Origin of the sequence: Helicobacter sp. (assembly GCF_014799995.1) — a bacterium.
Classification (GTDB): domain Bacteria; phylum Campylobacterota; class Campylobacteria; order Campylobacterales; family Helicobacteraceae; genus Helicobacter_D.
Genome location: NZ_JAAVGY010000024.1, coordinates 1 through 19045 on the forward strand (window position 1 = coordinate 1; position 19045 = coordinate 19045).

At 32.8% G+C, this 19045-nt stretch carries 29 protein-coding genes and 1 pseudogene; 25 read left to right on the forward strand and 5 right to left on the reverse strand.

Annotated features, from left to right (window positions below; translation table 11 throughout):
- The 25 genes and pseudogenes from HDT10_RS03840 to HDT10_RS03960 all read left to right on the forward strand — a co-directional run.
- Positions 1-257: pseudogene (locus HDT10_RS03840) on the forward strand (sugar transferase); the annotation flags it as partial.
- A complete protein-coding gene (locus tag HDT10_RS03845) occupies positions 254-1018 on the forward strand; it encodes a cupin domain-containing protein (protein WP_290880178.1) in 765 nt (254 codons plus the stop codon). The pseudogene HDT10_RS03840 and the gene HDT10_RS03845, both read left to right, overlap by 4 nt.
- 2 nt (positions 1019-1020) lie before the next feature.
- A complete protein-coding gene (locus HDT10_RS03850; protein ID WP_290880181.1) occupies positions 1021-1905 on the forward strand; it encodes an N-acetylneuraminate synthase family protein in 885 nt (294 codons plus the stop codon).
- The gene (locus HDT10_RS03855) at positions 1902-3065 is read left to right on the forward strand and encodes an acylneuraminate cytidylyltransferase (protein WP_290880184.1); all 1164 of its coding nucleotides are present in this window, start codon (positions 1902-1904) and stop codon (positions 3063-3065) included. Before HDT10_RS03850 ends, HDT10_RS03855 begins: the two co-directional genes overlap by 4 nt.
- Positions 3062-3226, forward strand: a complete 165-nt coding sequence (locus HDT10_RS03860) for a hypothetical protein (RefSeq protein ID WP_290880187.1) — start codon at positions 3062-3064, stop codon at positions 3224-3226. Before HDT10_RS03855 ends, HDT10_RS03860 begins: the two co-directional genes overlap by 4 nt.
- Before the next feature lie 11 nt (positions 3227-3237).
- Positions 3238-4134, forward strand: a complete 897-nt coding sequence (locus HDT10_RS03865) for a class I SAM-dependent methyltransferase (protein WP_290880190.1) — start codon at positions 3238-3240, stop codon at positions 4132-4134.
- Positions 4131-4817 (forward strand): acylneuraminate cytidylyltransferase family protein, encoded by a 687-nt coding sequence (locus tag HDT10_RS03870; RefSeq protein ID WP_290880191.1) that lies wholly within the window; start codon positions 4131-4133, stop codon positions 4815-4817. The genes HDT10_RS03865 and HDT10_RS03870 overlap by 4 nt, the downstream gene beginning before the upstream one ends.
- Positions 4802-5464, forward strand: coding sequence for a hypothetical protein (locus tag HDT10_RS03875; protein WP_290880193.1), 663 nt, complete (start codon positions 4802-4804; stop codon positions 5462-5464). Before HDT10_RS03870 ends, HDT10_RS03875 begins: the two co-directional genes overlap by 16 nt.
- On the forward strand, positions 5454-6128 hold the full coding sequence (locus HDT10_RS03880; RefSeq protein ID WP_290880194.1) for a DUF2972 domain-containing protein: 675 nt from the start codon (positions 5454-5456) through the stop codon (positions 6126-6128). The genes HDT10_RS03875 and HDT10_RS03880 overlap by 11 nt, the downstream gene beginning before the upstream one ends.
- A 256-nt stretch (positions 6129-6384) precedes the next feature.
- Positions 6385-7512, forward strand: a complete 1128-nt coding sequence (locus HDT10_RS03885; RefSeq protein WP_290880196.1) for a DUF262 domain-containing protein — start codon at positions 6385-6387, stop codon at positions 7510-7512.
- Positions 7496-8542 carry an AAA family ATPase gene (locus tag HDT10_RS03890; RefSeq protein ID WP_290880197.1) on the forward strand — a complete coding sequence of 349 codons (1047 nt, stop codon included), beginning with the start codon at positions 7496-7498 and terminating at the stop codon, positions 8540-8542. Before HDT10_RS03885 ends, HDT10_RS03890 begins: the two co-directional genes overlap by 17 nt.
- On the forward strand, positions 8536-9300 hold the full coding sequence (locus HDT10_RS03895; RefSeq protein ID WP_290880200.1) for a hypothetical protein: 765 nt from the start codon (positions 8536-8538) through the stop codon (positions 9298-9300). The genes HDT10_RS03890 and HDT10_RS03895 overlap by 7 nt, the downstream gene beginning before the upstream one ends.
- Positions 9301-9303: 3 nt before the next feature.
- Positions 9304-10452, forward strand: coding sequence for a polysaccharide pyruvyl transferase family protein (locus HDT10_RS03900; RefSeq protein ID WP_290880203.1), 1149 nt, complete (start codon positions 9304-9306; stop codon positions 10450-10452).
- Positions 10453-10462: 10 nt separating this feature from the next.
- The gene (locus tag HDT10_RS03905) at positions 10463-10684 is read left to right on the forward strand and encodes a hypothetical protein (RefSeq protein ID WP_290880206.1); all 222 of its coding nucleotides are present in this window, start codon (positions 10463-10465) and stop codon (positions 10682-10684) included.
- 11 nt (positions 10685-10695) lie between these two features.
- On the forward strand, positions 10696-11520 hold the full coding sequence (locus HDT10_RS03910; RefSeq protein WP_290880208.1) for a hypothetical protein: 825 nt from the start codon (positions 10696-10698) through the stop codon (positions 11518-11520).
- Between the two features lie 24 nt (positions 11521-11544).
- Positions 11545-12081 (forward strand): TylF/MycF/NovP-related O-methyltransferase, encoded by a 537-nt coding sequence (locus HDT10_RS03915; protein WP_290880210.1) that lies wholly within the window; start codon positions 11545-11547, stop codon positions 12079-12081.
- 267 nt (positions 12082-12348) lie between these two features.
- Entirely contained in the window at positions 12349-12933 is a 585-nt protein-coding gene (gene dcd / locus HDT10_RS03920; protein WP_290880213.1) for a dCTP deaminase, read from the forward strand.
- On the forward strand, positions 12911-13186 hold the full coding sequence (locus HDT10_RS03925) for a hypothetical protein (protein WP_290880214.1): 276 nt from the start codon (positions 12911-12913) through the stop codon (positions 13184-13186). The genes dcd and HDT10_RS03925 overlap by 23 nt, the downstream gene beginning before the upstream one ends.
- Before the next feature lie 9 nt (positions 13187-13195).
- Positions 13196-13366: a hypothetical protein gene (locus tag HDT10_RS03930; RefSeq protein WP_290880216.1), complete on the forward strand. Its 171-nt coding sequence runs from the start codon at positions 13196-13198 to the stop codon at positions 13364-13366.
- Positions 13363-14064 (forward strand): TylF/MycF/NovP-related O-methyltransferase, encoded by a 702-nt coding sequence (locus HDT10_RS03935; RefSeq protein ID WP_290880217.1) that lies wholly within the window; start codon positions 13363-13365, stop codon positions 14062-14064. The genes HDT10_RS03930 and HDT10_RS03935 overlap by 4 nt, the downstream gene beginning before the upstream one ends.
- A 94-nt stretch (positions 14065-14158) precedes the next feature.
- Positions 14159-14677 (forward strand): Panacea domain-containing protein, encoded by a 519-nt coding sequence (locus HDT10_RS03940; RefSeq protein WP_290880219.1) that lies wholly within the window; start codon positions 14159-14161, stop codon positions 14675-14677.
- Entirely contained in the window at positions 14664-14951 is a 288-nt protein-coding gene (locus tag HDT10_RS03945) for a hypothetical protein (protein ID WP_290880220.1), read from the forward strand. Before HDT10_RS03940 ends, HDT10_RS03945 begins: the two co-directional genes overlap by 14 nt.
- Before the next feature lie 11 nt (positions 14952-14962).
- Positions 14963-15430 carry a hypothetical protein gene (locus tag HDT10_RS03950; protein ID WP_290880223.1) on the forward strand — a complete coding sequence of 156 codons (468 nt, stop codon included), beginning with the start codon at positions 14963-14965 and terminating at the stop codon, positions 15428-15430.
- The gene (locus HDT10_RS03955; RefSeq protein ID WP_290880225.1) at positions 15427-15837 is read left to right on the forward strand and encodes a class I SAM-dependent methyltransferase; all 411 of its coding nucleotides are present in this window, start codon (positions 15427-15429) and stop codon (positions 15835-15837) included. Before HDT10_RS03950 ends, HDT10_RS03955 begins: the two co-directional genes overlap by 4 nt.
- A gap of 103 nt (positions 15838-15940) precedes the next feature.
- On the forward strand, positions 15941-16981 hold the full coding sequence (locus tag HDT10_RS03960; protein WP_290880228.1) for a hypothetical protein: 1041 nt from the start codon (positions 15941-15943) through the stop codon (positions 16979-16981).
- A gap of 43 nt (positions 16982-17024) precedes the next feature.
- Here HDT10_RS03960 and HDT10_RS03965 read toward each other — a convergent pair whose 3' ends face one another.
- The 5 genes from HDT10_RS03965 to HDT10_RS03985 form a co-directional block, all read right to left on the reverse strand.
- Positions 17025-17324, reverse strand: a complete 300-nt coding sequence (locus HDT10_RS03965; protein ID WP_290880230.1) for a helix-hairpin-helix domain-containing protein — start codon at positions 17322-17324, stop codon at positions 17025-17027.
- Positions 17325-17446: 122 nt separating this feature from the next.
- Positions 17447-17596: a hypothetical protein gene (locus HDT10_RS03970; protein WP_290880232.1), complete on the reverse strand. Its 150-nt coding sequence runs from the start codon at positions 17594-17596 to the stop codon at positions 17447-17449.
- Between the two features lie 47 nt (positions 17597-17643).
- Positions 17644-17790 carry a hypothetical protein gene (locus tag HDT10_RS03975; RefSeq protein ID WP_290880235.1) on the reverse strand — a complete coding sequence of 49 codons (147 nt, stop codon included), beginning with the start codon at positions 17788-17790 and terminating at the stop codon, positions 17644-17646.
- Positions 17791-17896: 106 nt separating this feature from the next.
- A complete protein-coding gene (locus HDT10_RS03980; protein WP_290880238.1) occupies positions 17897-18229 on the reverse strand; it encodes a restriction endonuclease in 333 nt (110 codons plus the stop codon).
- A 100-nt stretch (positions 18230-18329) separates the two neighbouring features.
- Positions 18330-18905, reverse strand: a complete 576-nt coding sequence (locus tag HDT10_RS03985) for a hypothetical protein (RefSeq protein ID WP_290880241.1) — start codon at positions 18903-18905, stop codon at positions 18330-18332.
- Positions 18906-19045: the final 140 nt, after the last annotated feature.

A 19045-nucleotide genomic window follows, 5' to 3' on the forward strand; every position in this document is an offset into this window, starting at 1 on the left:
TATCTTATATTAAAGAATCCCATAAAAAAGAGATTTTAGAATATGAAGCAAAGGTTGCAAAGAATCCTAGTTTAAAACTTCCCAAACTAGAATCTTATCCAGACTACAAAGAAGCCTTAAAAGAAAAAGAATGTTTGACTTATAAACTTGGAGTTGCCTTAATGCAAGCGGATAAAGATTGGTATAAAGGAGGATATTTAAGATTCTATTTCTTTGAAGTGCCTAGACTTAAAAGAGAGTTTGGAGAGAAAAAATGAAAAATGCCATACAAAATCTATCTATTAAAAATTGCGAAACACTTCTTGATGCAATTTCTAAAATTGAAACAAACAAAATAAAAGCTGTTTTTGTTGCAGATAAAAATAATAAAATCATTGGGTGTTTGGTTGATGGAGATATTCGTAGATGGTTACTCAAAAATCCCGATAAACTGCCAAATAAAGAAATCATTTCTCAACATTTTACTTTTAATAATTTTACTTATATCCTAAAAGATAATTTTAATTTTGATAATCTCGCATCTCTCTTTGAGGATAAAAAAATTGATATTATCCCAATCTTAGATGAAAATAGATTATTATTTAACTTTATTACAAGAACAAACTTTCATTTCTTGCTACTCAATAATATTGCTTTGAAGCCTCATTTCAAACCTTTTTTATCTAAAGAAATGATGCATCAAATCTCTTCACGTCCTTGGGGTTTTTATAAAAGTATTTTATTGACTAAAAATGTGCAATCAAAATTGATTACTTTGTTTCCCTATCAAATGATTAGCTTGCAAAAACATAAGAGGAGAGAGGAACACTGGATTATTGTTTATGGCAGAGGGAAAATTGTTTTAGAGGATTCCTCTATCGATGCTTATGCAGGGAAATACATCTTTATCCCAAAAGGCTGCAAGCATAGAATTATCAACACAGGCACAAAGAATCTTGTTTTTTGTGAAGTGCAGCTTGGAGACTATTTCGGAGAAGATGATATTATCAGATATGAAGACAAATACAATAGGAGGTAAAAATGGAAAATATTGTTTATTCACAACCACAAGTGATTGCCGAAATTGGTTGCAACCACAAAGGAGAAATGGGAATTGCTAAGGAGTTAATGAGACTAGCCAAAAACACTGGAGCAAAAGTCGCTAAATTTCAAAAACGAAACAACAAAGAACTTCTTTCGGAGGAACAATACAATTCTCCTCACCCTAATCCTAAAAATTCTTATGGCAAAACCTATGGAGAACATAGAGAATTTTTAGAATTTACAAAGGAACAACATAGAGAATTGCAACTTTACGGTCAAGAAATAGGTATTATTTATAGCACATCAGTATGGGATTGCACTAGCGCACAAGAAATTATAGAGCTTGCTCCACCACTCATCAAAGTGCCATCTGGCTGCAATACAAATTTAGCATTATTGGAGATATTAAGAGATACTTATCAAGGAGAGATTCATATTTCTTTGGGTATGAGCACAACCCAAGAAATAGATGCTATTATTGATTTATTTAAAAGTAAAAATAAGACGAAATCTCTAGTATTATACGCTTGCACTTCTGGCTATCCCATTGCTTCCAATGAAGCTTGCCTGCTAGAAATTGTAAAATTAAGAGAAAAATATCAAGACTTGATTCACTGCGTTGCTTATTCTGGACATCACTTGGGAATTAATTTAGATATGGCGGCTTTTACATTAGGTGCAAAATATATTGAACGACATTTCACGAAAGATAAAACTTGGAAAGGCACAGATCACAGTGCCTCTTTAGAACCTAACGAATTAGCAAATCTCGTTAGTGGTCTTAATGAAGTTTATGAATCTCTGCGATTTAAGGAACAAGACATTTTAGAGATAGAGATTGCACAAAGAAATAAATTAAAATTTGGTTGCTACAAACAATGAAAATAGCATTCATTCCCCTAAGATGCGGTAGTAAAAGCATACCTTTAAAAAATATTAAACCTTTTTGTGGTAAGCCATTGGTATTTTGGAATCTACAAGCTTTGGAATATTCCACAATTGATAAGATTGTTGTAGCCACTGATTGTAACAAGATTGAAAATATTATCAAAAGTTTTCAATTTTCTAAAGTTGAAATTTATAGAAGAGACGCAGAAAATGCACAAGATAGTTCTAGCACAGAATCCGTAATGTTAGAATATCTAACAAAAAATAACTTCCAACAAAAAGATATTTTTATGCTTGTGCAAGCTACTTCCCCTCTGACAGAGACAAAAGACTTCAATCAAGCATTGGAAAAATTTAAAAACACATCTTGTGATAGTTTATTGAGCTGCGTAAGAACAAAAAGATTTTTTTGGGATTTAGAATCACAAGCCATAAATTATAATTTTTCAAATAGACCTAGACGACAAGACTTTGAAGGGCTATTTATGGAAAATGGTGCTTTTTATATCAGCAGGATTGCTGATATTTTGCACTCCAAAAATAGAATCAGTGGCAAAATTGCAATCTATGAAATGGAGGAATACAAAGGAATAGAAATAGATGAACCTGTGGATTGGGAAATCGCCCAAATGCTTATGCAAAATTATCAAAGCGATAGATTTAAGCCCAAAAAACACAAAATCAAACTTTTCGTCAGTGATGTAGATGGAACTCTAACAGATGGGGGAATGTATTACTTTGATAATGGAATAGAGGGTAAAAAATTTAATACAACTGACGGAAAAGGATTTGAAATTTTAAGAAAATATGAAATCAAGACAGGAATCTTAACGGGAGAAAATAATAAAATCATCACCAAAAGAGCAAATAAACTCAAAATAGACTACATCTATATGGGCTTAAATGCCAAGCAAAAACTAAAAAGATTGGAATCAGTTTGCAAAAAAGAAAAAATCAATCTCTGTAATGTGGCTTATGTCGGTGATGACATCAATTGTATTCCCGTCTTAGAAAAGGTTGGCATAAAAGCTTGCCCAAGCAATGCGCATTACAAAGTTAAAAATCTTAAAGGCATTATTCGTCTATCAAAAAGTGGTGGAGAAGGTGCTGTCAGAGAATTTATTGATTTAATATTACAAGGAGATAAACAATGAAAACATTAAATAATGGGGGGGGGGGCAGAATGCCCTTATACGCTATGGTAAGGAATTTGATAATACAAAAATCCTTAGAACTCCACAATGGATTAAAGAACAAGTTGCTAAATGCAATAGTAAAGCAAACAAATTTCTTAAGCAACCAAGAAAAATTCTAAAGGCTTGTCCTATGTGTAATGGTGCTTCCTTAAAGCCTTATGTAGAAGTCTATGGATTCCACTATGTAGAATGTGAAAATTGTGAAAATCTTTTTATCAAAGACCCATTAAAAAATATTGCGCAACTCTATCAAAACGATGGCACAGAAAGTAACTTTGATGATGCCTATTATAGCAATAATGTTTTTCCCATAAGATTGGAAGTAATTTCAAAGCCCAAAGCAAACTTTATCAACAAAACTTATCAAAACACAAACAAAATCGCAAGAAATCCTCTGTGGTTAGATATTGGCTGTGGTGCTGGAGAACTCCTCTATGCAGCAAGAGAATTGGGATTTGACATTTTAGGATTTGAATCCGATACAAAAGCAGTGCAGTTTGCAAATAATAAATTGGGTAATGATATTGTTCAAGAGGGGTTTTTGGATATTAATTCTTGTGATTCAAATTTACTAAAATCCATACAAGATTCTCAAATCATTTCTTTTTTAAATGTTTTAGAACATTTGGAGAACCCAAAAGAAACTTTAGAATTTTTCGGCAAAGAGATGAAAAAAGATTCTTTATTAGTTATTGAAGTCCCGCGCCACCCGTCCCTAGCTTCTTTCGTTAATTTAGTTGCGCCCAATCAAGTATATCGGCATTTAATTGCCCCTTTGCATCTCAATATATTTAGTGAGAAATCTTTGGAATTAGTTTATAAAAAAGCGGGATTCAAACTTGTGGGCAAATGGGTATATGGACAAGGTTTTATGGATATTATTCACGCATTTACAAATTTTGATAGGCAAAAAAATCTTTATAAGCAAATCAATCAAATCTCCAATGAGATTCAAAAGGTAATTGATAAAAATAACTTAGGAGATTTTTTATTTCTTGTCTTACAAAAAATTAAAGGAGAAAAATGACTCTAGCTATTATCCCAGCAAGAGCTGGGAGTAAGGGGATAAAAAACAAAAATTTAACTCTTTTAGATGGCAAGCCTTTACTCTATTATACAATCCAAGCCGCAAAAAAAGCAAAATGTATTGATGAGATAGTCTTGAGCAGTGATGGGGAGGAGATTTTAGAATATGGTAAATCTCAAGGAATCCAAACCCTTAAAAGACCAAGTTCATTGTCTCAAGATGACACAACAAGCGATAAAGTAATCCTACATACTTTAGAATTCTATCCACAATATCAAAACATTATTCTGCTTCAACCCACATCACCCTTTAGAACAACAAGACATATAGAGGAATCTTTTGAGAGATTTAAAAAGCGAAATGCGAATGCTCTTATTAGCGTTATCGCAATAGACAATAAAATTTTAAAAGCTTTTATACTAGACGATCAAGATAATCTCAAAGGAATTTGTAATGATTTTTTTCCTTTTATGCCTCGTCAAAGTCTCCCAACTTGTTTTATGAGTAATGGTGCAATCTATATCATAAAATCAGAGATCTTTAGGATAAATCCTACTTTTTTACCACTCAATACAGACTATTATCTAATGGACAAGCAAAGCAGTTTAGATATTGATTGTATTGATGATCTCATCAATGCAGAGCAAATTATCAAAGGAAATATAAAATGCTACAACAGATAGAATCTCTACTTATACAAGACAATATCAAGCCATATGCAGAGGAAATCTTAAAATGGGTTTCAAGTGAGGAGTTTCTCAAGCACTCAAACCAACCTTTCCCTCCGCTACTCAATCCAGAGAATATTGATTATCATCAAATTCCTTGTGAGGTTGCTTGGGAATTAAACCTCCCTCTACCCCAAAAATTTAAATTTGTTTATTGGGGAAGTCACGGAGCGGGAAACACAGGCTTTGGAGTTTTTCTTGCTAAATATGATGGTGTCTGTTACTACTTTACAAACAGCAATGACAGCAAAGCAAATTATTATTACCTTTACAATCAAATCCTACATTCTAAAATCCTGCCACATCAATTTAGCTATTTAGCACTAAGGAATTTCTTGACAGATAAAAATGCGCAAAAATTTCATCATCTAATCTATGCAGATAAAGCGATTAATTTAATCCGAGACCCTATTTCCACATTAAAACATTACATTGGTATGAAGAGATATAACGATAAAAGTGCAAGATATTTTTCACTCGGTGCTGATTTGAATGCTATCTTTCCGAAATTGGTAGGATACACTGCAAATAATGGGGGGGGGGAGGATAAGTATCAGTATAATGCCGGATTTAAATTGCGCGGAGTATTGGATGGATTTTAGGTACAAAACATTCCACGATTCTCAATTGATTAATGCTTGCCCCAATATTCACAATACCTTAATCATTGATATGTCAGAAATTATCGGACAAAAAGCTTTCGACACAATGCAAAAAATCGCTAAATATTGTGATTTTAAGGGAATTTCTAACACGGAAAAAACATTTTTTGAAGAAAAAATATCCAAATATGAGGGAATTTTGCCACTCATTTGCCACATTCCGCAATGCAATAGTGATATTTTTATCACAACAAAATATTGGATTCCAATCAATGGTGTTATACACTATGAAATCCAAAGTCGTTACGAGGGGATAAAGTTGCCACAAGAGATAAAAGATATAACGGATAAAATACTAGAAAACTCAACATGTGAAATTATTTTTGTCGTTGCCAAAGGAGAGGAAAAAAGACTTTTGGGACTTTCAGAGTTTGCAAAAGTCAAACAATATTGCAAATCTCTCGTTGAATGGATAGAAAAACAAAAAAGAATTGAGGATTCTAAAGCCTTGAGTGAGACCAAATTGCTTGATTATCTTTCAGCAAACAAACCTCTAGCAAAGAAGCTTGATAAAATTTTAGATGAACATTTAGTCTATATAAATAAGGCTCGTCCTGATATTGTAGAATCTTGGAAATATTATCAAGAGTTTAAACAATTATGAGATTCTATTGTAGATTCTACTTTCATCATTGCGAGAAGTTGATACAACTTTCGTGGCAATGCAGAATCTCGCCTTGTACTTTTGGGATTCCTATTGTGGAATCTCATTTGTACAAAATTTCACAACTCTAAAGATCTTCGTGATGACAAGATGGCGGATTCCACTACGAAGCAAAGCTAAAAATAATTTTAGTTTTAGGCTGAATTAAATATAATTTCAGGCAATTTAACTCCTAAAACAACGAAAGAAAGCGAAAATGTCTAAAAATTTAGAAAACCTCAATCAAACAGAATCTAATAACGAAGAACTAGAGGGCGAATCCTCTCTAAATACAGAATCCCAAGAATATAAGCAAATCTATCCCTTAGAATCCATAAGGATAGAAAAGGGCAGAATGAGCCTTTATGAGATTAAAAGGCGGCAAGAAAGGGGTGATATTCAACTTGACCCAGAATTTCAAAGAGAAAAAGTTTGGGACTCTAAACAAAAATCCGAACTTATAGAATCTATACTTATGGGGATTCCTATTCCCGTGTTTTATTTTTTTGAAGCCAAAGATACAAAGATTCAAGTTGTAGATGGCAGACAAAGAATCTCTACTTTTATTGATTTCATGAATGACAAATTTAAGATAGGGGATTTGAATATTATCAAAAGTGTTGTCGGCAAGAAATTTTCTGAATTAGAGCCGATACAGCAAAGAAAAATCGAAGACTATCAGATAGAAACCTATACGATTCAGCCTCCAACTCCGGAGCAAGTGAAGTTTAATATTTTTGATAGAGTCAATCGTGGTGGCACGAGACTCAACAATCAAGAAATGCGCAATGCCCTCTATCAAGGAGAATCCACCAAACTCATTAAAGAATTAAGCGAACTAGAGATTTTCAAACAAGCAACAGGCTATTCCATAAAAACAAATCACATGAAAGATAGATATATCATTTTGCGCTTTATTGGATTCTATCTTTATCGCACTAAAAATCTTAAAGACATTGAATACAAAGGAAGCATTGATGGGTTTTTAGCAGAAGTGATGCAGTTTTTAAATGCTACTGATAATTATGAATTAATCAGTGAATTAAAATTGGATTTCAAAAAATCTATGAGTTTTGCATTCAAAAATTACGGAGAAGATATTTTCCGTTTTGACAATCCTGACGGCATCAATAGAAGACCCATTAATATGGCATTATTTGAGAGTTTAGCTTACTTGTTTGTTTTATGCGAAAATAAAAGCAGAAAACCAAGCAAAAAAAGTATTACGACTTTAAAGAAAAAATTTGATGAATCAGGCAATTTTAGCAATAGCATTGATAGTACGCCTAGTGTAGAATACAGATTTAATAAAGTAGAGGAGTTTATTAATGATTACAAGCCTTAAAATAGAAAACTTTAAAAGTATTATAAATCAAGAATTTGCAATCAAACCCTTGACAATTTTGACAGGAACAAACTCTTCAGGGAAATCAAGCGTTATTCAATCCCTTTTGTTTTATTCTTACTGCGCACATAAAAATTTGCATTTGGAAGCATATTTAGATAATTTAGGAGAATTGAAATATTTGTTGAGTCGCAATACAAAAGAACAACAAATCAAGGTAACGCCGAGTATCAATACTCAACAATTACCTACCCTTATTTACGAAACTCAAAATAAGCAATGGGAAGAACTTGAGGATTCCAACTTCCCTGCCTTTGAAGAAAAATTATTCTATCTTTGCGCAAATAGAATCGGACAAGAAAATATTGCCAAAAAGCACAAAACATTAAGAAGTGGGTGCAATGGAGAATATTTGTTTGGGTTTTTTAATGATAGTAAAAGCAAGACTTTAAAAAACAAAGGGCTTATTTTTAGCAAAAATTCAAATTCGCTTTCAACGCAAGTTATGTTTTGGCTAAAAGAAATTTTGGATTTAAATCTTGAACCACAAACACAAGAAATAGACAACATTAATATCAAAGTGTTTTATAAAAATAATGATTTAAATGGTGCGGAACTTTCCCCATTTAACTTGGGTGCAGGGGTTAGCTATCTTACCAAAATCCTCATTCTAGGTTTATCGTTAGAACAAGACAATTTATTGATAGTCGAGAATCCTGAAGTGCATTTACACCCTAAGGCAATCTCAAAGTTGGCTGATTTTTTCGTATTTTTGGCAAATGCTGGAATCCAAGTCATCATAGAAACACATTCCGAGCATATCCTCAATAAAACGCGCTATGCTATCTTTAAAGAAAAAATTTCAGAACAAGAAGTGCAAATCTATTATAGAGAACAAGTGGAGGCAGAATTTATGTCTCTTAATATCAACAAACGTGGTAAATATACCGATAAAAATGGGCAAATCGTTAAATTTCCAAAAGGGTTCTTTGATAGCGATTTAGACGAGCTTTTGGAGATGACATGGTAGATTTTACAATGGTGCTAGAAGATGATTTAGCTAAAGAACTGTGCAATTTCAAAAACAATAAATCTTGCGACAATGAAATTGTAAAGCGTATTTTACATTATTATAAACCTCCGATTCTCCTAAGTGGCAAATATATGAAATCATACTATCAAAACTATGACCCAGATATTCTAAGCCAACTATTTGGAAAAGGCGATTATTCCCTTAATGACTCTTTAGAAGAACTCGCCAATGATACTGTTTATAAAATTATTCTTTCTCAAAATAAAAGCAATTTCCCTTATATCAATGTCTTTAACGACAAAATAGAGAACAACCTTACTGCTACTTTTTCTAAACAAGAAGAAAGAACAAAGGCAAAAGAACATTTCAAAGCTTTATTTCGCAATGCTAAATCCCTATTTATTTATGATAAGTATTTATGTGATAATCAGGATTCTTTTAAACAATTTGCAGAATGGTGTTTTCCCAAGCAAAAATTGAGCATTTTTTATCCACCCTCTTCTTGCATTCCCAAAAAAATCCGCACCAACTTCATATCTGCTATAAAAATTCTCTGCACTGAATTAAAAAAAATTTGTGAAGATTGGGCTATTAAGGAAAATCTTGATGGAGAAATTAACAATAGCTATAATGAACTCCACGATAGATATATTATTGTAGATAGAAAGATTCAAATTATTTTGACAAGCGGTATTGATTATTTAATGGATACCTCAAAAGATTTTACCTATATCATACGAAAAATTAAAGGATAAAATATGCTTTCAACTATTGCCCCCAGCCAAAAAATGAGAATCCTGCATTTAGCAAGCTTTAGTGGTAATATTGGGGATAATATCTCGCACATTGGCTTCAGAAATCTTTTGAGACAACTTCATTTAGATTTAGACATTACTTGTTTAGAAATAAGAAAATTTTACAATAACTATACCCTAGGCGACAAACGATTTTTTAATCAAGAATTAATTTCTGAAATTAACTCTTATGATGGCTGTATAATTGGGGGGGGGGGCTATATGAGCTATAATCAAGCCAATTCTTTAACTGCCACGACTTTCAACTGCGATTCAAAACTTTGGGAAAAAGTTGAAAAACCACTATTTATCGTGAGTATGGGATTAAATTTCTTTCACAATGAGAAATTAGATATTCCACAAATATCCACCACAAACAAAGAATCTTTTTTGAGATTCTGGAAAGTTTTATTAACTAATGACAAGATTCACATTAACTTACGAAATGATGGCAGCGCACTGGTGATTGAACGCGAATTTGGAAAAGAATTTTTAAAAGGCACTCACGAAACTTTAGACAATGGATTCTTTTTTAAAAGCAACTTTAAATCAAAATTTTTGGACAAAAAGTATCTTGCAATCAACATCATAAGCAAAGAACCGCATTTAACTTTGCAAGAATGGCAAAATTTCAAAAACTCTCTAGTGAGAATCATAGAATATGCTATCAATACTTTAAAATTACACATTATTTTTGTTCCACATATCCCGCTAGATTTAGAGGCTATCTGCGAAATCCTAAGTTTGACCAACGAAAGATATAAAAGAGAGAACATTAGTGTTGCTCCTCTATTACAAGGAGAATTTGGAGCACACTTTATTGCTTCTATTTATAGAGATTCCACATTCTCCCTCGTTTCAAGGTTTCACGCTTCCATTGCGTGTTTTGTAGAAAACGCCAAAGTAATAGGATTATCCCATTCTTATGTAAATAGAATGAAAGCACTCTATGAGAGCGTGAATCTTGCGGATTGTTTTGTGGAAGCAAAAGAAAAATTTGAGCAAAATATCTTTGCTTTGCTTGAAAACTATCCACAAAAACACGCGGACTTCCAAAACCAACGAATGCAAACTTTGGAGATTTACCAAGATTTGTTTGAAAATTTTAATTAAAGGAGAGAAAATGGAAAAAAATGTAATTTTTGGAGCAGCCACAGGCGGTTTTTGTTACCCCTATGAGGGAGCGCATATTTATACGCAAGAGACCAAAGAGATTTTGGGGAAATTGGGTGTGAGATTTTCTTTTGATGTGAATTATAAGGATATTGTATTAAAGGAGATTTTGCATAGCCTACCAAGATATGATTGTAATCTTTTTGAATATGGTAAATCCAACTTAGGTTAAAGGAGTTAATAATGTTTAAAAATTTAAATTATGAAGAATATCTTTTGAAATTCCCATTTTATAAAAAATTGGGAATTAATGATATAAAAGATTATGGAAAATTAGACAGAAAAAATATAGTAAATGACCCTTATCACAATGTCAATCCAACTCCAACACAAGCTTTTCACACAGAATTAGATGATTTAATAAGACTCCATTATTTAATCACCACAAGAAAAGTTACTACTATTTTAGAATTTGGACTTGGAAAAAGCACTATAGTTTTTGACGATGCCTTAGAACACAATAAAGCTAAATATAGTGAATTTGTAAGCAAAAATTTAAGACGCACTAATGCTTTTTTGTGTTATAGCGTAGATGATGATGAAAAATGGATAGAAAATACAAAAAAAATATATAAAACAAATAATGTTATTTTCAATTATAGTCCCACGACAATTTCTACCTTTAATGATAGAATTTGCACCTATTATGAAAAAATTCCCAATATTTGTCCTGATTTTATCTATCTTGATGGACCGGGAATTTATAAAACCAAAGGGGATATTAGGGGTTTTTCTATGTCTCATCAAGATAGACTTCCTATGGCAGCTGATATTTTAGCTATGGAGCATTTTTTGTTGCCCGGTGCTTTAATTGTAGTAGATGGTAGAACGGCAAATGCAAGATTTTTGAAAGCAAATTTTCAAAGAAAATGGCATTATATTTATAATAAATCCTATGATCAACATTTCTTTGAGTTAAAAGAAGAGTCTTTAGGTATGTGGAATGAAAGGCAAATTAATTTTTGTCTAAAAAAAAGGGGGGGGGGGGTGATACCCTTATGTGCGTAGCATAAAAAATTTAAAGGAGTAAAAATGGAGTTAAATGGTTTTGAAACACAAAAGGCATTTGAATATGAAAATGGATTCTATGCAACAGCAGACGATAGAAGATTTGGCAAATTCATTGCACATTTTAAACTTTATGAAAAAATTATCAATCTACCTGGGGCAATCGTGGAATGTGGCATATTCAAGGGAAATTCTTTTTTTGAATTTGCTCATTTTAGAAATATTTTAGAGACTGAAAATTCAAGAAAACTTATAGGATTTGATATGTTTGGTGATTTCCCTCAAACAAACTTTGAGGACGACAAAATCAAAAGGCAAGAGTTTATTAACGAAGCAGGAGATGCAATTACCTTAGATGAAATGCATAAAATTTTGCAATATAAAGGAATCAAAAACTATGAACTAATAAAAGGTGATATTAATGAAACTTTACCCCGATATTGCAAGGACAACCCACAGCTCAAAATTGCACTTTTGCATATTGACACAGATATTTATGAACCTGCGGTTACTATCTTGGAAAATATGTATGACAAAATAATGGGGGGGGGGGGGCAATAGTCTTTGATGATTATGGTATTTTTGCAGGGGAAACCAAAGCGGTAGATGATTTTTTCAAAGGACAAAAGGTTAAATTTCAGAAATTCCCCTTTTTGCACAAACCTACTTTTATTATCAAGGAATGAATTTATAAAAAAATAAAAACTATAAACCGAGTTTTTATAAATTAAAAACAAATATTAGAAAGATTCATAATTTGGCAGGATTTAATGGTATTTTAATGCGTTTTCAAGTAGCATTAAACATTTTTTTATGGGAGAATCAATTATGGTTTTAGCAACTTCCAAGCTAAAAAAACGCAATAAAAAAGAGAATATTGTTACACCTCTTAATGACTTTCAAATCAGAGGTTCTAGCATTGATTTAACTTTGGGAGAAATTGCCAAAATTAGAAAAACAGATAAAACCATTAACCTCTTTGATATAGATTGTGATGATAGTTTGTGTAATGATATTTATGAGGAAATTAACCTTGCGCAAGGATATGAGCTTAAACCGCTCCACTACCTCTATGCCTCAAGCACAGAGAAAATATCAATCCCCAATGATTTATGCGGGATTGTCCTACCAAGAAGCTCCTTTACTAGAATTGGGCTTATCTTACCCAATTCTCTTTATGCCAATCCGGGATACAAAGGACATTTGCCTATTATCATTTTCAATGCTTCAAACTCAAATATCATAATTCCTCCATACATCAGGATCATGCAACTTGTATTGTTGGAATTGAAAGGTAAAGCCCTCGCTTATAATAAACACAAAGATTCTAAATATCACAATGAAAATCTTTCTAATCCAAGCTTTAGCGATGATGAAATAAAGGTAATTCTTGGAAAACTCAAACAGAAATAAAATCAACTGCCTTATTTCACAAATTATTGATTCCATTGAACAAAATCAAAAAAGAGACAAAAATAAAACGCCAACTCTTAGTAATATTTATGACGCATTCTCTACAAATTTAGAAAAAATTATCCCAAACTCCCAAAATAGTGAAAAAATTCGTAATAAAATTATTCAATGCTTAACACAATCAAGAGAACAAAAATTAACACTAAAAGAAATTGTCATTCAGATTCTAAAATTTATTGCAACTTTAAAGTAAGGAGAAAAAATGGAAAAAAATGTAATTTTTGGAGCAGCCACAGGCGGCAAAGAAGTAGCTAATAAGCTATTAAATAATGGGGGGGGGGGGGGCAGAAGAATAAGATTCTATTCTTTGTCGATAATGACTCCAAAAAACACGGGCAAATGCTTCGTATTCAAGGTGGAGAATATGAAGTGAAATCTCCAAATGCACTTCTAGCAACAGAATTTGACAAAGTAATTATCGGCTCTATATGTGGAGAGGACATTTTGCGACAACTGCAAGAGGAATTAAAGATTCCAAAAGCCAAAATAGATGATTTCCTGATTAAAAATTATCATCAGACACTTGAAACTTTCTTAAATAATTTTGCAGTCATTTGCAAGACATATAATCTCAAGGGCAATATAGCAGAACTTGGTGTTTATCAAGGAGACACAGCAAAAAGAATGAATCAAATCCTTAAAGACAAAAAACTCTTTTTATTTGACACTTTCGAGGGTTATGATGCGCAAGACATTGATGCTTCAAAAGATTTGGAAGCGGTCAATTTCGGCGCAAATCATCTCAATAACACTTCTTTGGAATTAGTGCTAAACAAAATGCCATATCCTGATAATATTATCATTAAAAAAGGCTGGTTTCCCCAAACAGCAAATGGATTAGAAAATGAGCAATTTTGCTTTGTAGATATTGACGTGGATTTGTATGCACCAACCTTAGCAGGATTGGAATTTTTTTATCCTAGACTTGTGCGAGGCGGAATGATTATACTTAGCTATTTTGCCCCTCATATTGGCAACAAACAAGCCATAGAAGAGTTTCAAAAAAGACACCATTTTCAAGTCGTTCCTTTAGGGATTCCAAATAGAGCTGCTATCATTAAGCTAGATTGATTTTCTTACTCAAATGATTCAGTTAAAGCGCACATTTAATGGCAATTTAAAGATTTTTAAGTAATATGTGCTATTTTTAGTTTAAGGATAAACTATGGAAGCTTTAGAAGTTGCTAAATATTTTTTGTTTTTGGCTAGAAGCAGAGATGCTGGGGATACAATTAGCAACCTTAAAATGCAAAAAATGCTCTACTACGCACAAGGGCATTGTTTGGCATTGTTTAAAAAACCTTTATTTGAAGAAAGAATAGAGGCTTGGGATTATGGTCCTGTCGTCCAAAGCGTTTATGACCGCTTTAAACGATATGGAAGCGGTTCTATTTCTTTTGATGAACTCAAAAAATTCAAGACAGATAATATCGCAAAAAACAAAGACATTATGGATTTGCTCGTATTTATCTTTGATAAATACGGCTCTATGGGTGCTTGGAAACTTAGTGAAAATACTCATAAAGAAAGCCCTTGGAAAGATAATTATTGCAAAAATCTCAATAGGGAGATTCCACGATCTGCAATCCAATCTTGCTTTGATTCTAAATACAAAAAAGAAGCCTTAAGACTTAAAAAACTAAAAGCAAATGATAAGGACATTCAAAAATATGGCTTTATTTAATTTTTGCAATCTGCTTCTTTTGCTTTCTAAAATGTCCAATATTCCCTATGAGATATTATTAAAAAACAAAAATGATATTCTAAAGTCTTTATCTCCATTAGGAGAATTATCTGCCTTTGACGCTAAAAAATGCGCACAAGCCATCTTCTCTATTGAAATTCAAACTTTAGAGAAAATCGGCATAAAAGATGAAATACAACAAAAAGAATTTCGTGGAAATTTGTTTGTTATATTCAAAGAACATTGGGCTAGCTATTGCACCCAAAACTTTTAAAAGGAGAAAAAATGAAATGTTATTTATGTGGCTCAACTAAACATCGCCAAAGAGAAGGTAAAGTGAGAGATAACCCAAAGACAAAAATTTTTGAATGCGAGGAGTGTGGATTAGTATTCTTAGATAATCAAAATACTAGCGAAGAGTTTTACAAACAAGGCAATATGCATAATCAAACAGAAGTCTATCAACTCACAGGGCGCACAGATTTTATCAACGATATGTGGATTTTTAACAAAGCAAGGCTTGAATTTTGTCTAAATTTTATTATTGGCAAAGATTTACTTGACTTCGGAAGCGGTTATGCGGGATTCTTAATCCAAGCCAAAGAGTTTGCAAAAAGTGTTATGGGGGTAGAATTAGAAGAGCAAGTCGCACCTATTTATGAACAATATAATATTCCTCTATCAAGAAGTCTAGCAAATAGTGGGGGGGGGGGGGGCAGAATAAATATGATGTCATTACCGCATTTCACGTGATTGAACACCTGCAAAACCCCATTGAGATTCTACAACAACTCGCTTCCTTACTCAAAGAAAATGGCAAAATGATTATAGAAGTGCCCAATGCCAATGATGCTCTGCTCACTATTTACCACAATAAAGCATTTCAGGAATTTACTTATTGGAGTCCTCATCTCTATCTTTATAATCCCCACACTTTAAGAAAACTTGGAGACAAAAGCGGATTGAAAGTAGAATTTGTCAAAGGAATCCAAAGATACTCTCTCTCCAATACACTTTATTGGCTGGCTAAAGGCAAACCGGCTGGACAAAAAATTTGGGGAAATTTCCTTGATAACAAGGTTTTACAAGAATCTTATGAATCCACCCTCGCCTCGCTTGGAGCAACAGATACTTTAATGGCTCTGTTTTCAAAAATCTAGCAAACTCTCTTGACAAATATAGTTATTTTGCCGAAATAGCGGCAAAATAACTAATAGTTATTTTTAATACAATTCTCCTGCATTTTAATTACAAGGAGAAAAAATGGCTGCAATTAGAGATATTATCAAAAGCATTGACCCTGTTGATGAGAAAATGGCTGAAATCAAAGAGGCTTTGCAATTATTGATTGAATTAGCGGAACAGAAGGCAAATACATTTTTGTCAGAGATTCAAAAAGACCTTTTGGACGGGAAACTCAATGATACCACATTGAAAGTTCCTATCACTAGAGTGATTGGGGAATACAAAGAATTTAGGGCTAAAACCTCTGAAACGACAGATATTGCAAAGGACATAAAGGACGCAATCGTTACAATATTTGATGGAAATGGCAATGTTGCCAATGGAATCGCCCAACTAGTTCATACTGCAATCACTGCGATTATGGGTGCTGGCAAGGGTGAGGAAATGACAAAAACAATGTATGTTGTAGTTTCTGAATACCCTGCAATCGTGCGTTATGACTTTGCATTTTGGAATCGCACAATTGAATCCAAAGGGGTTATGGAAAAAATAGAAAATTCCCTTGCGTGCGTGGCAGTAAAATCAGCAGTTGATATTAGCAAGCTTGCTTTTAATGACTTTTTGTCGCTTTATGGACCGATTCTCAAAAAAGCTTTTGGGGACGATGAACAAGAAATCAAAGCACTCCTAAATGAGGCAAAAGAAATTTATTCTATGCTTCAAGAAAATTCCAATATTGCGAATGCGATTAATATAGACAAGTCCTTAGAGTATGTCAAGAGAATTGATAAAGCAAACATTGGCAATCAATGGTATATCGTGAGGGGATTAAAAAATGGGAAAGTGGAGATTGACGAGGACGAAAGGGATATGTATCACAATGATATTGTAGCAAATATGAGCGTTTATGCCGCCCAAACCGAAGAAGAAGCGGTTAAATACTTGCGCCAACACCGACTCAATTCAGAATATAGTGTGATTCAATATAGCAAACTCAAATGTCTTAACAGCTTTCAAATAAAATCAGATTTTGCTGGAGGCAACGAGGGGCATTACCTCATTAGCGGAATCACCATAGAAGAGACTAAAAACAAATTTAGCCACAAAGGGAATTTATGATAGCATATCGCACGATTCTATGCGATAGCTTCTTAGCTCAAACTTATTCTTTGGTTTTCTTTTTCTTTTTTTCAGACTTGGGGGATTCTTGAGCTGCTAGAGATTCTTCCTCTACGACAAATTCTCCTTTGAATTTTTCTAAAGATTTCTTTCCAAACCCTTTAACATTGGTTAATTCATTCACAGATTTAAAAGGCTTTTTGGAGCGATAGTCTATAATCGCTTGTGCCTTTGCTTCACCGATTCCTTTAACACTCATTAATTCTGCTTTGCTTGCGGTATTGAGATTGACTGCGCCAAACACCCAAGAAATCATTAATAACATAAAAACTAGAATCTTCATCTTTTCTCCTTATTGATTTAATTAAAGATTTTTCATTGTATCTAAAATAAAAAGGAAGTCCAGCAATTTAACCCCAAAAAAAGAGAGAAATTTATTTGTCTGTTACAAAAATAAACATCATTCTATACCATTAAGCCTTTTTTGCATTGTTTATCTTTCCACTTTTTTAAACTTTCAATGATAGATTTTGCATTTCTTTTGGTGATAATTTTAAAATCTCTATTAGCTATATCTGTATTAAAGCCCTTAATTACAGCTTCATTGAGTTCCAATCGTTACCCGTTTTGTCTTTTCATTTCTTGAGCAATTAACTCTCTATTTAAATTAAATTTCTCATTATTAAAAATTCTTCATCATACATTACGGCTCTTTTTATGCCATATTCTTTAGCTTTACTCATTGCGTGTCTTGAACCACTATCTTTTCTTTTATCATTTTTGGAATCCTGCTCACTATAACTTGCCACTAACTATCCCTTTCTATGTATCTACCAATCTTATAGACAAAAACGCTATATAAACAATGATGGCTATCGCACAAGCTGACAATTTTATATTTTTATTCTTTTTGTTTTATATATCCATTCCACTAAAACCGACATTTAAAAGCATTTCTGCAAACTGGATACCCGTGATGAGTATGATATTATTTTCTGTCGCTAATTTTAATGCCTCTTCATTATATTCATCAGCAGTAGTAATTACCCATGCTATATGGGGATAGCCGTCATCATCATTAGATGCATAGTTGCGATAGTCATTTATCTGTTCTACTGCATATTTATTTGCTTTATCCTCATAAAATTTTGCCTGTATATACAAAACTAGCTTCAGATTTTCAAAGATTGCAATAACATCCGCATCTCTTTCTTTATTACTAATATTTTTTGACGGTATATCAACCACCGATGCTCCTGCTTTTTCGCAATATCATTTTATAAGATTCTTCAATTTGTTAGATTTACCGCCTTCATTATCGTATTAAATACAACCTTGTCCTTATTCATTATTTCTCATTTCCATTATTAAATGACAAAATAACGTTTTGCACACTCCCTTTTAAATCGTCTATACACGCATTTGTAAAACGAACTTTTCTCATCCGAGCCGTTAATGCTGCATCCGCATATTCATATCTTGAAACATCTTTAGCTATGAGTTCTACCCTAATAATAAACCCTAAATCAACACTCTCATTGCCTTTATAGATTAAGCCTTTTTGAATTGTAATAGGTTTGCCATCTTCACTATACAAATTTTTGGGCAAGTTGATTTCAGAGACAGGAACAGCAGTTTCCACTACTCTATATATGCTAAAAAATTTAGGTTTTGGAACAAGTATAATATCCCTTCTATCCATTTCGACAATAAACCTATACAAGCAGTTCCTGTTTCTTGGTAATTTTCCCAATGGGTCTTTCAGTACTTCCAACCGTTTGTCTAAAAATTCTTTCCCTCTCCTGACATCATCGACAAACTCTCTCTCACTAAAATCAGACCAACCAATAGATAACAATCCATTTTCAAGCAATGGATAAGATGCCTGCCATTCATGAGAAATTCTATGCAAAAAGTATTTCATTAATTATTCCTTAAAGAGATTTAAATAAAAGAGACCAACTCTATTGTCTTTTACACTCTCATCTCCGCACCGTCCTACTTTACCACTCTTGCAAAGAGCAGTATCATCAGCGAAGAAGAGCTTAACTGCTAGGTTCGGAA

Excerpts from the sequence above, each read along its gene's own strand:
- HDT10_RS03845 (WP_290880178.1), top strand. The coding sequence starts at position 254 with ATGAAAAATGCCATACAAAATCTATCTATTAAAAATTGCGAAACACTT.
- HDT10_RS03850 (WP_290880181.1), top strand. The coding sequence starts at position 1,021 with ATGGAAAATATTGTTTATTCACAACCACAAGTGATTGCCGAAATTGGT.
- HDT10_RS03855 (WP_290880184.1), top strand. The coding sequence starts at position 1,902 with ATGAAAATAGCATTCATTCCCCTAAGATGCGGTAGTAAAAGCATACCT.
- HDT10_RS03860 (WP_290880187.1), top strand. The coding sequence starts at position 3,062 with ATGAAAACATTAAATAATGGGGGGGGGGGCAGAATGCCCTTATACGCT.
- HDT10_RS03865 (WP_290880190.1), top strand. The coding sequence starts at position 3,238 with ATGTGTAATGGTGCTTCCTTAAAGCCTTATGTAGAAGTCTATGGATTC.
- HDT10_RS03870 (WP_290880191.1), top strand. The coding sequence starts at position 4,131 with ATGACTCTAGCTATTATCCCAGCAAGAGCTGGGAGTAAGGGGATAAAA.
- HDT10_RS03875 (WP_290880193.1), top strand. The coding sequence starts at position 4,802 with ATGCTACAACAGATAGAATCTCTACTTATACAAGACAATATCAAGCCA.
- HDT10_RS03880 (WP_290880194.1), top strand. The coding sequence starts at position 5,454 with ATGGATTTTAGGTACAAAACATTCCACGATTCTCAATTGATTAATGCT.
- HDT10_RS03885 (WP_290880196.1), top strand. The coding sequence starts at position 6,385 with ATGTCTAAAAATTTAGAAAACCTCAATCAAACAGAATCTAATAACGAA.
- HDT10_RS03890 (WP_290880197.1), top strand. The coding sequence starts at position 7,496 with ATGATTACAAGCCTTAAAATAGAAAACTTTAAAAGTATTATAAATCAA.
- HDT10_RS03895 (WP_290880200.1), top strand. The coding sequence starts at position 8,536 with ATGGTAGATTTTACAATGGTGCTAGAAGATGATTTAGCTAAAGAACTG.
- HDT10_RS03900 (WP_290880203.1), top strand. The coding sequence starts at position 9,304 with ATGCTTTCAACTATTGCCCCCAGCCAAAAAATGAGAATCCTGCATTTA.
- HDT10_RS03905 (WP_290880206.1), top strand. The coding sequence starts at position 10,463 with ATGGAAAAAAATGTAATTTTTGGAGCAGCCACAGGCGGTTTTTGTTAC.
- HDT10_RS03910 (WP_290880208.1), top strand. The coding sequence starts at position 10,696 with ATGTTTAAAAATTTAAATTATGAAGAATATCTTTTGAAATTCCCATTT.
- HDT10_RS03915 (WP_290880210.1), top strand. The coding sequence starts at position 11,545 with ATGGAGTTAAATGGTTTTGAAACACAAAAGGCATTTGAATATGAAAAT.
- dcd (WP_290880213.1), top strand. The coding sequence starts at position 12,349 with ATGGTTTTAGCAACTTCCAAGCTAAAAAAACGCAATAAAAAAGAGAAT.
- HDT10_RS03930 (WP_290880216.1), top strand. The coding sequence starts at position 13,196 with ATGGAAAAAAATGTAATTTTTGGAGCAGCCACAGGCGGCAAAGAAGTA.
- HDT10_RS03940 (WP_290880219.1), top strand. The coding sequence starts at position 14,159 with ATGGAAGCTTTAGAAGTTGCTAAATATTTTTTGTTTTTGGCTAGAAGC.
- HDT10_RS03945 (WP_290880220.1), top strand. The coding sequence starts at position 14,664 with ATGGCTTTATTTAATTTTTGCAATCTGCTTCTTTTGCTTTCTAAAATG.
- HDT10_RS03950 (WP_290880223.1), top strand. The coding sequence starts at position 14,963 with ATGAAATGTTATTTATGTGGCTCAACTAAACATCGCCAAAGAGAAGGT.
- HDT10_RS03960 (WP_290880228.1), top strand. The coding sequence starts at position 15,941 with ATGGCTGCAATTAGAGATATTATCAAAAGCATTGACCCTGTTGATGAG.
- HDT10_RS03965 (WP_290880230.1), bottom strand. The coding sequence starts at position 17,324 with ATGAAGATTCTAGTTTTTATGTTATTAATGATTTCTTGGGTGTTTGGC.
- HDT10_RS03985 (WP_290880241.1), bottom strand. The coding sequence starts at position 18,905 with ATGAAATACTTTTTGCATAGAATTTCTCATGAATGGCAGGCATCTTAT.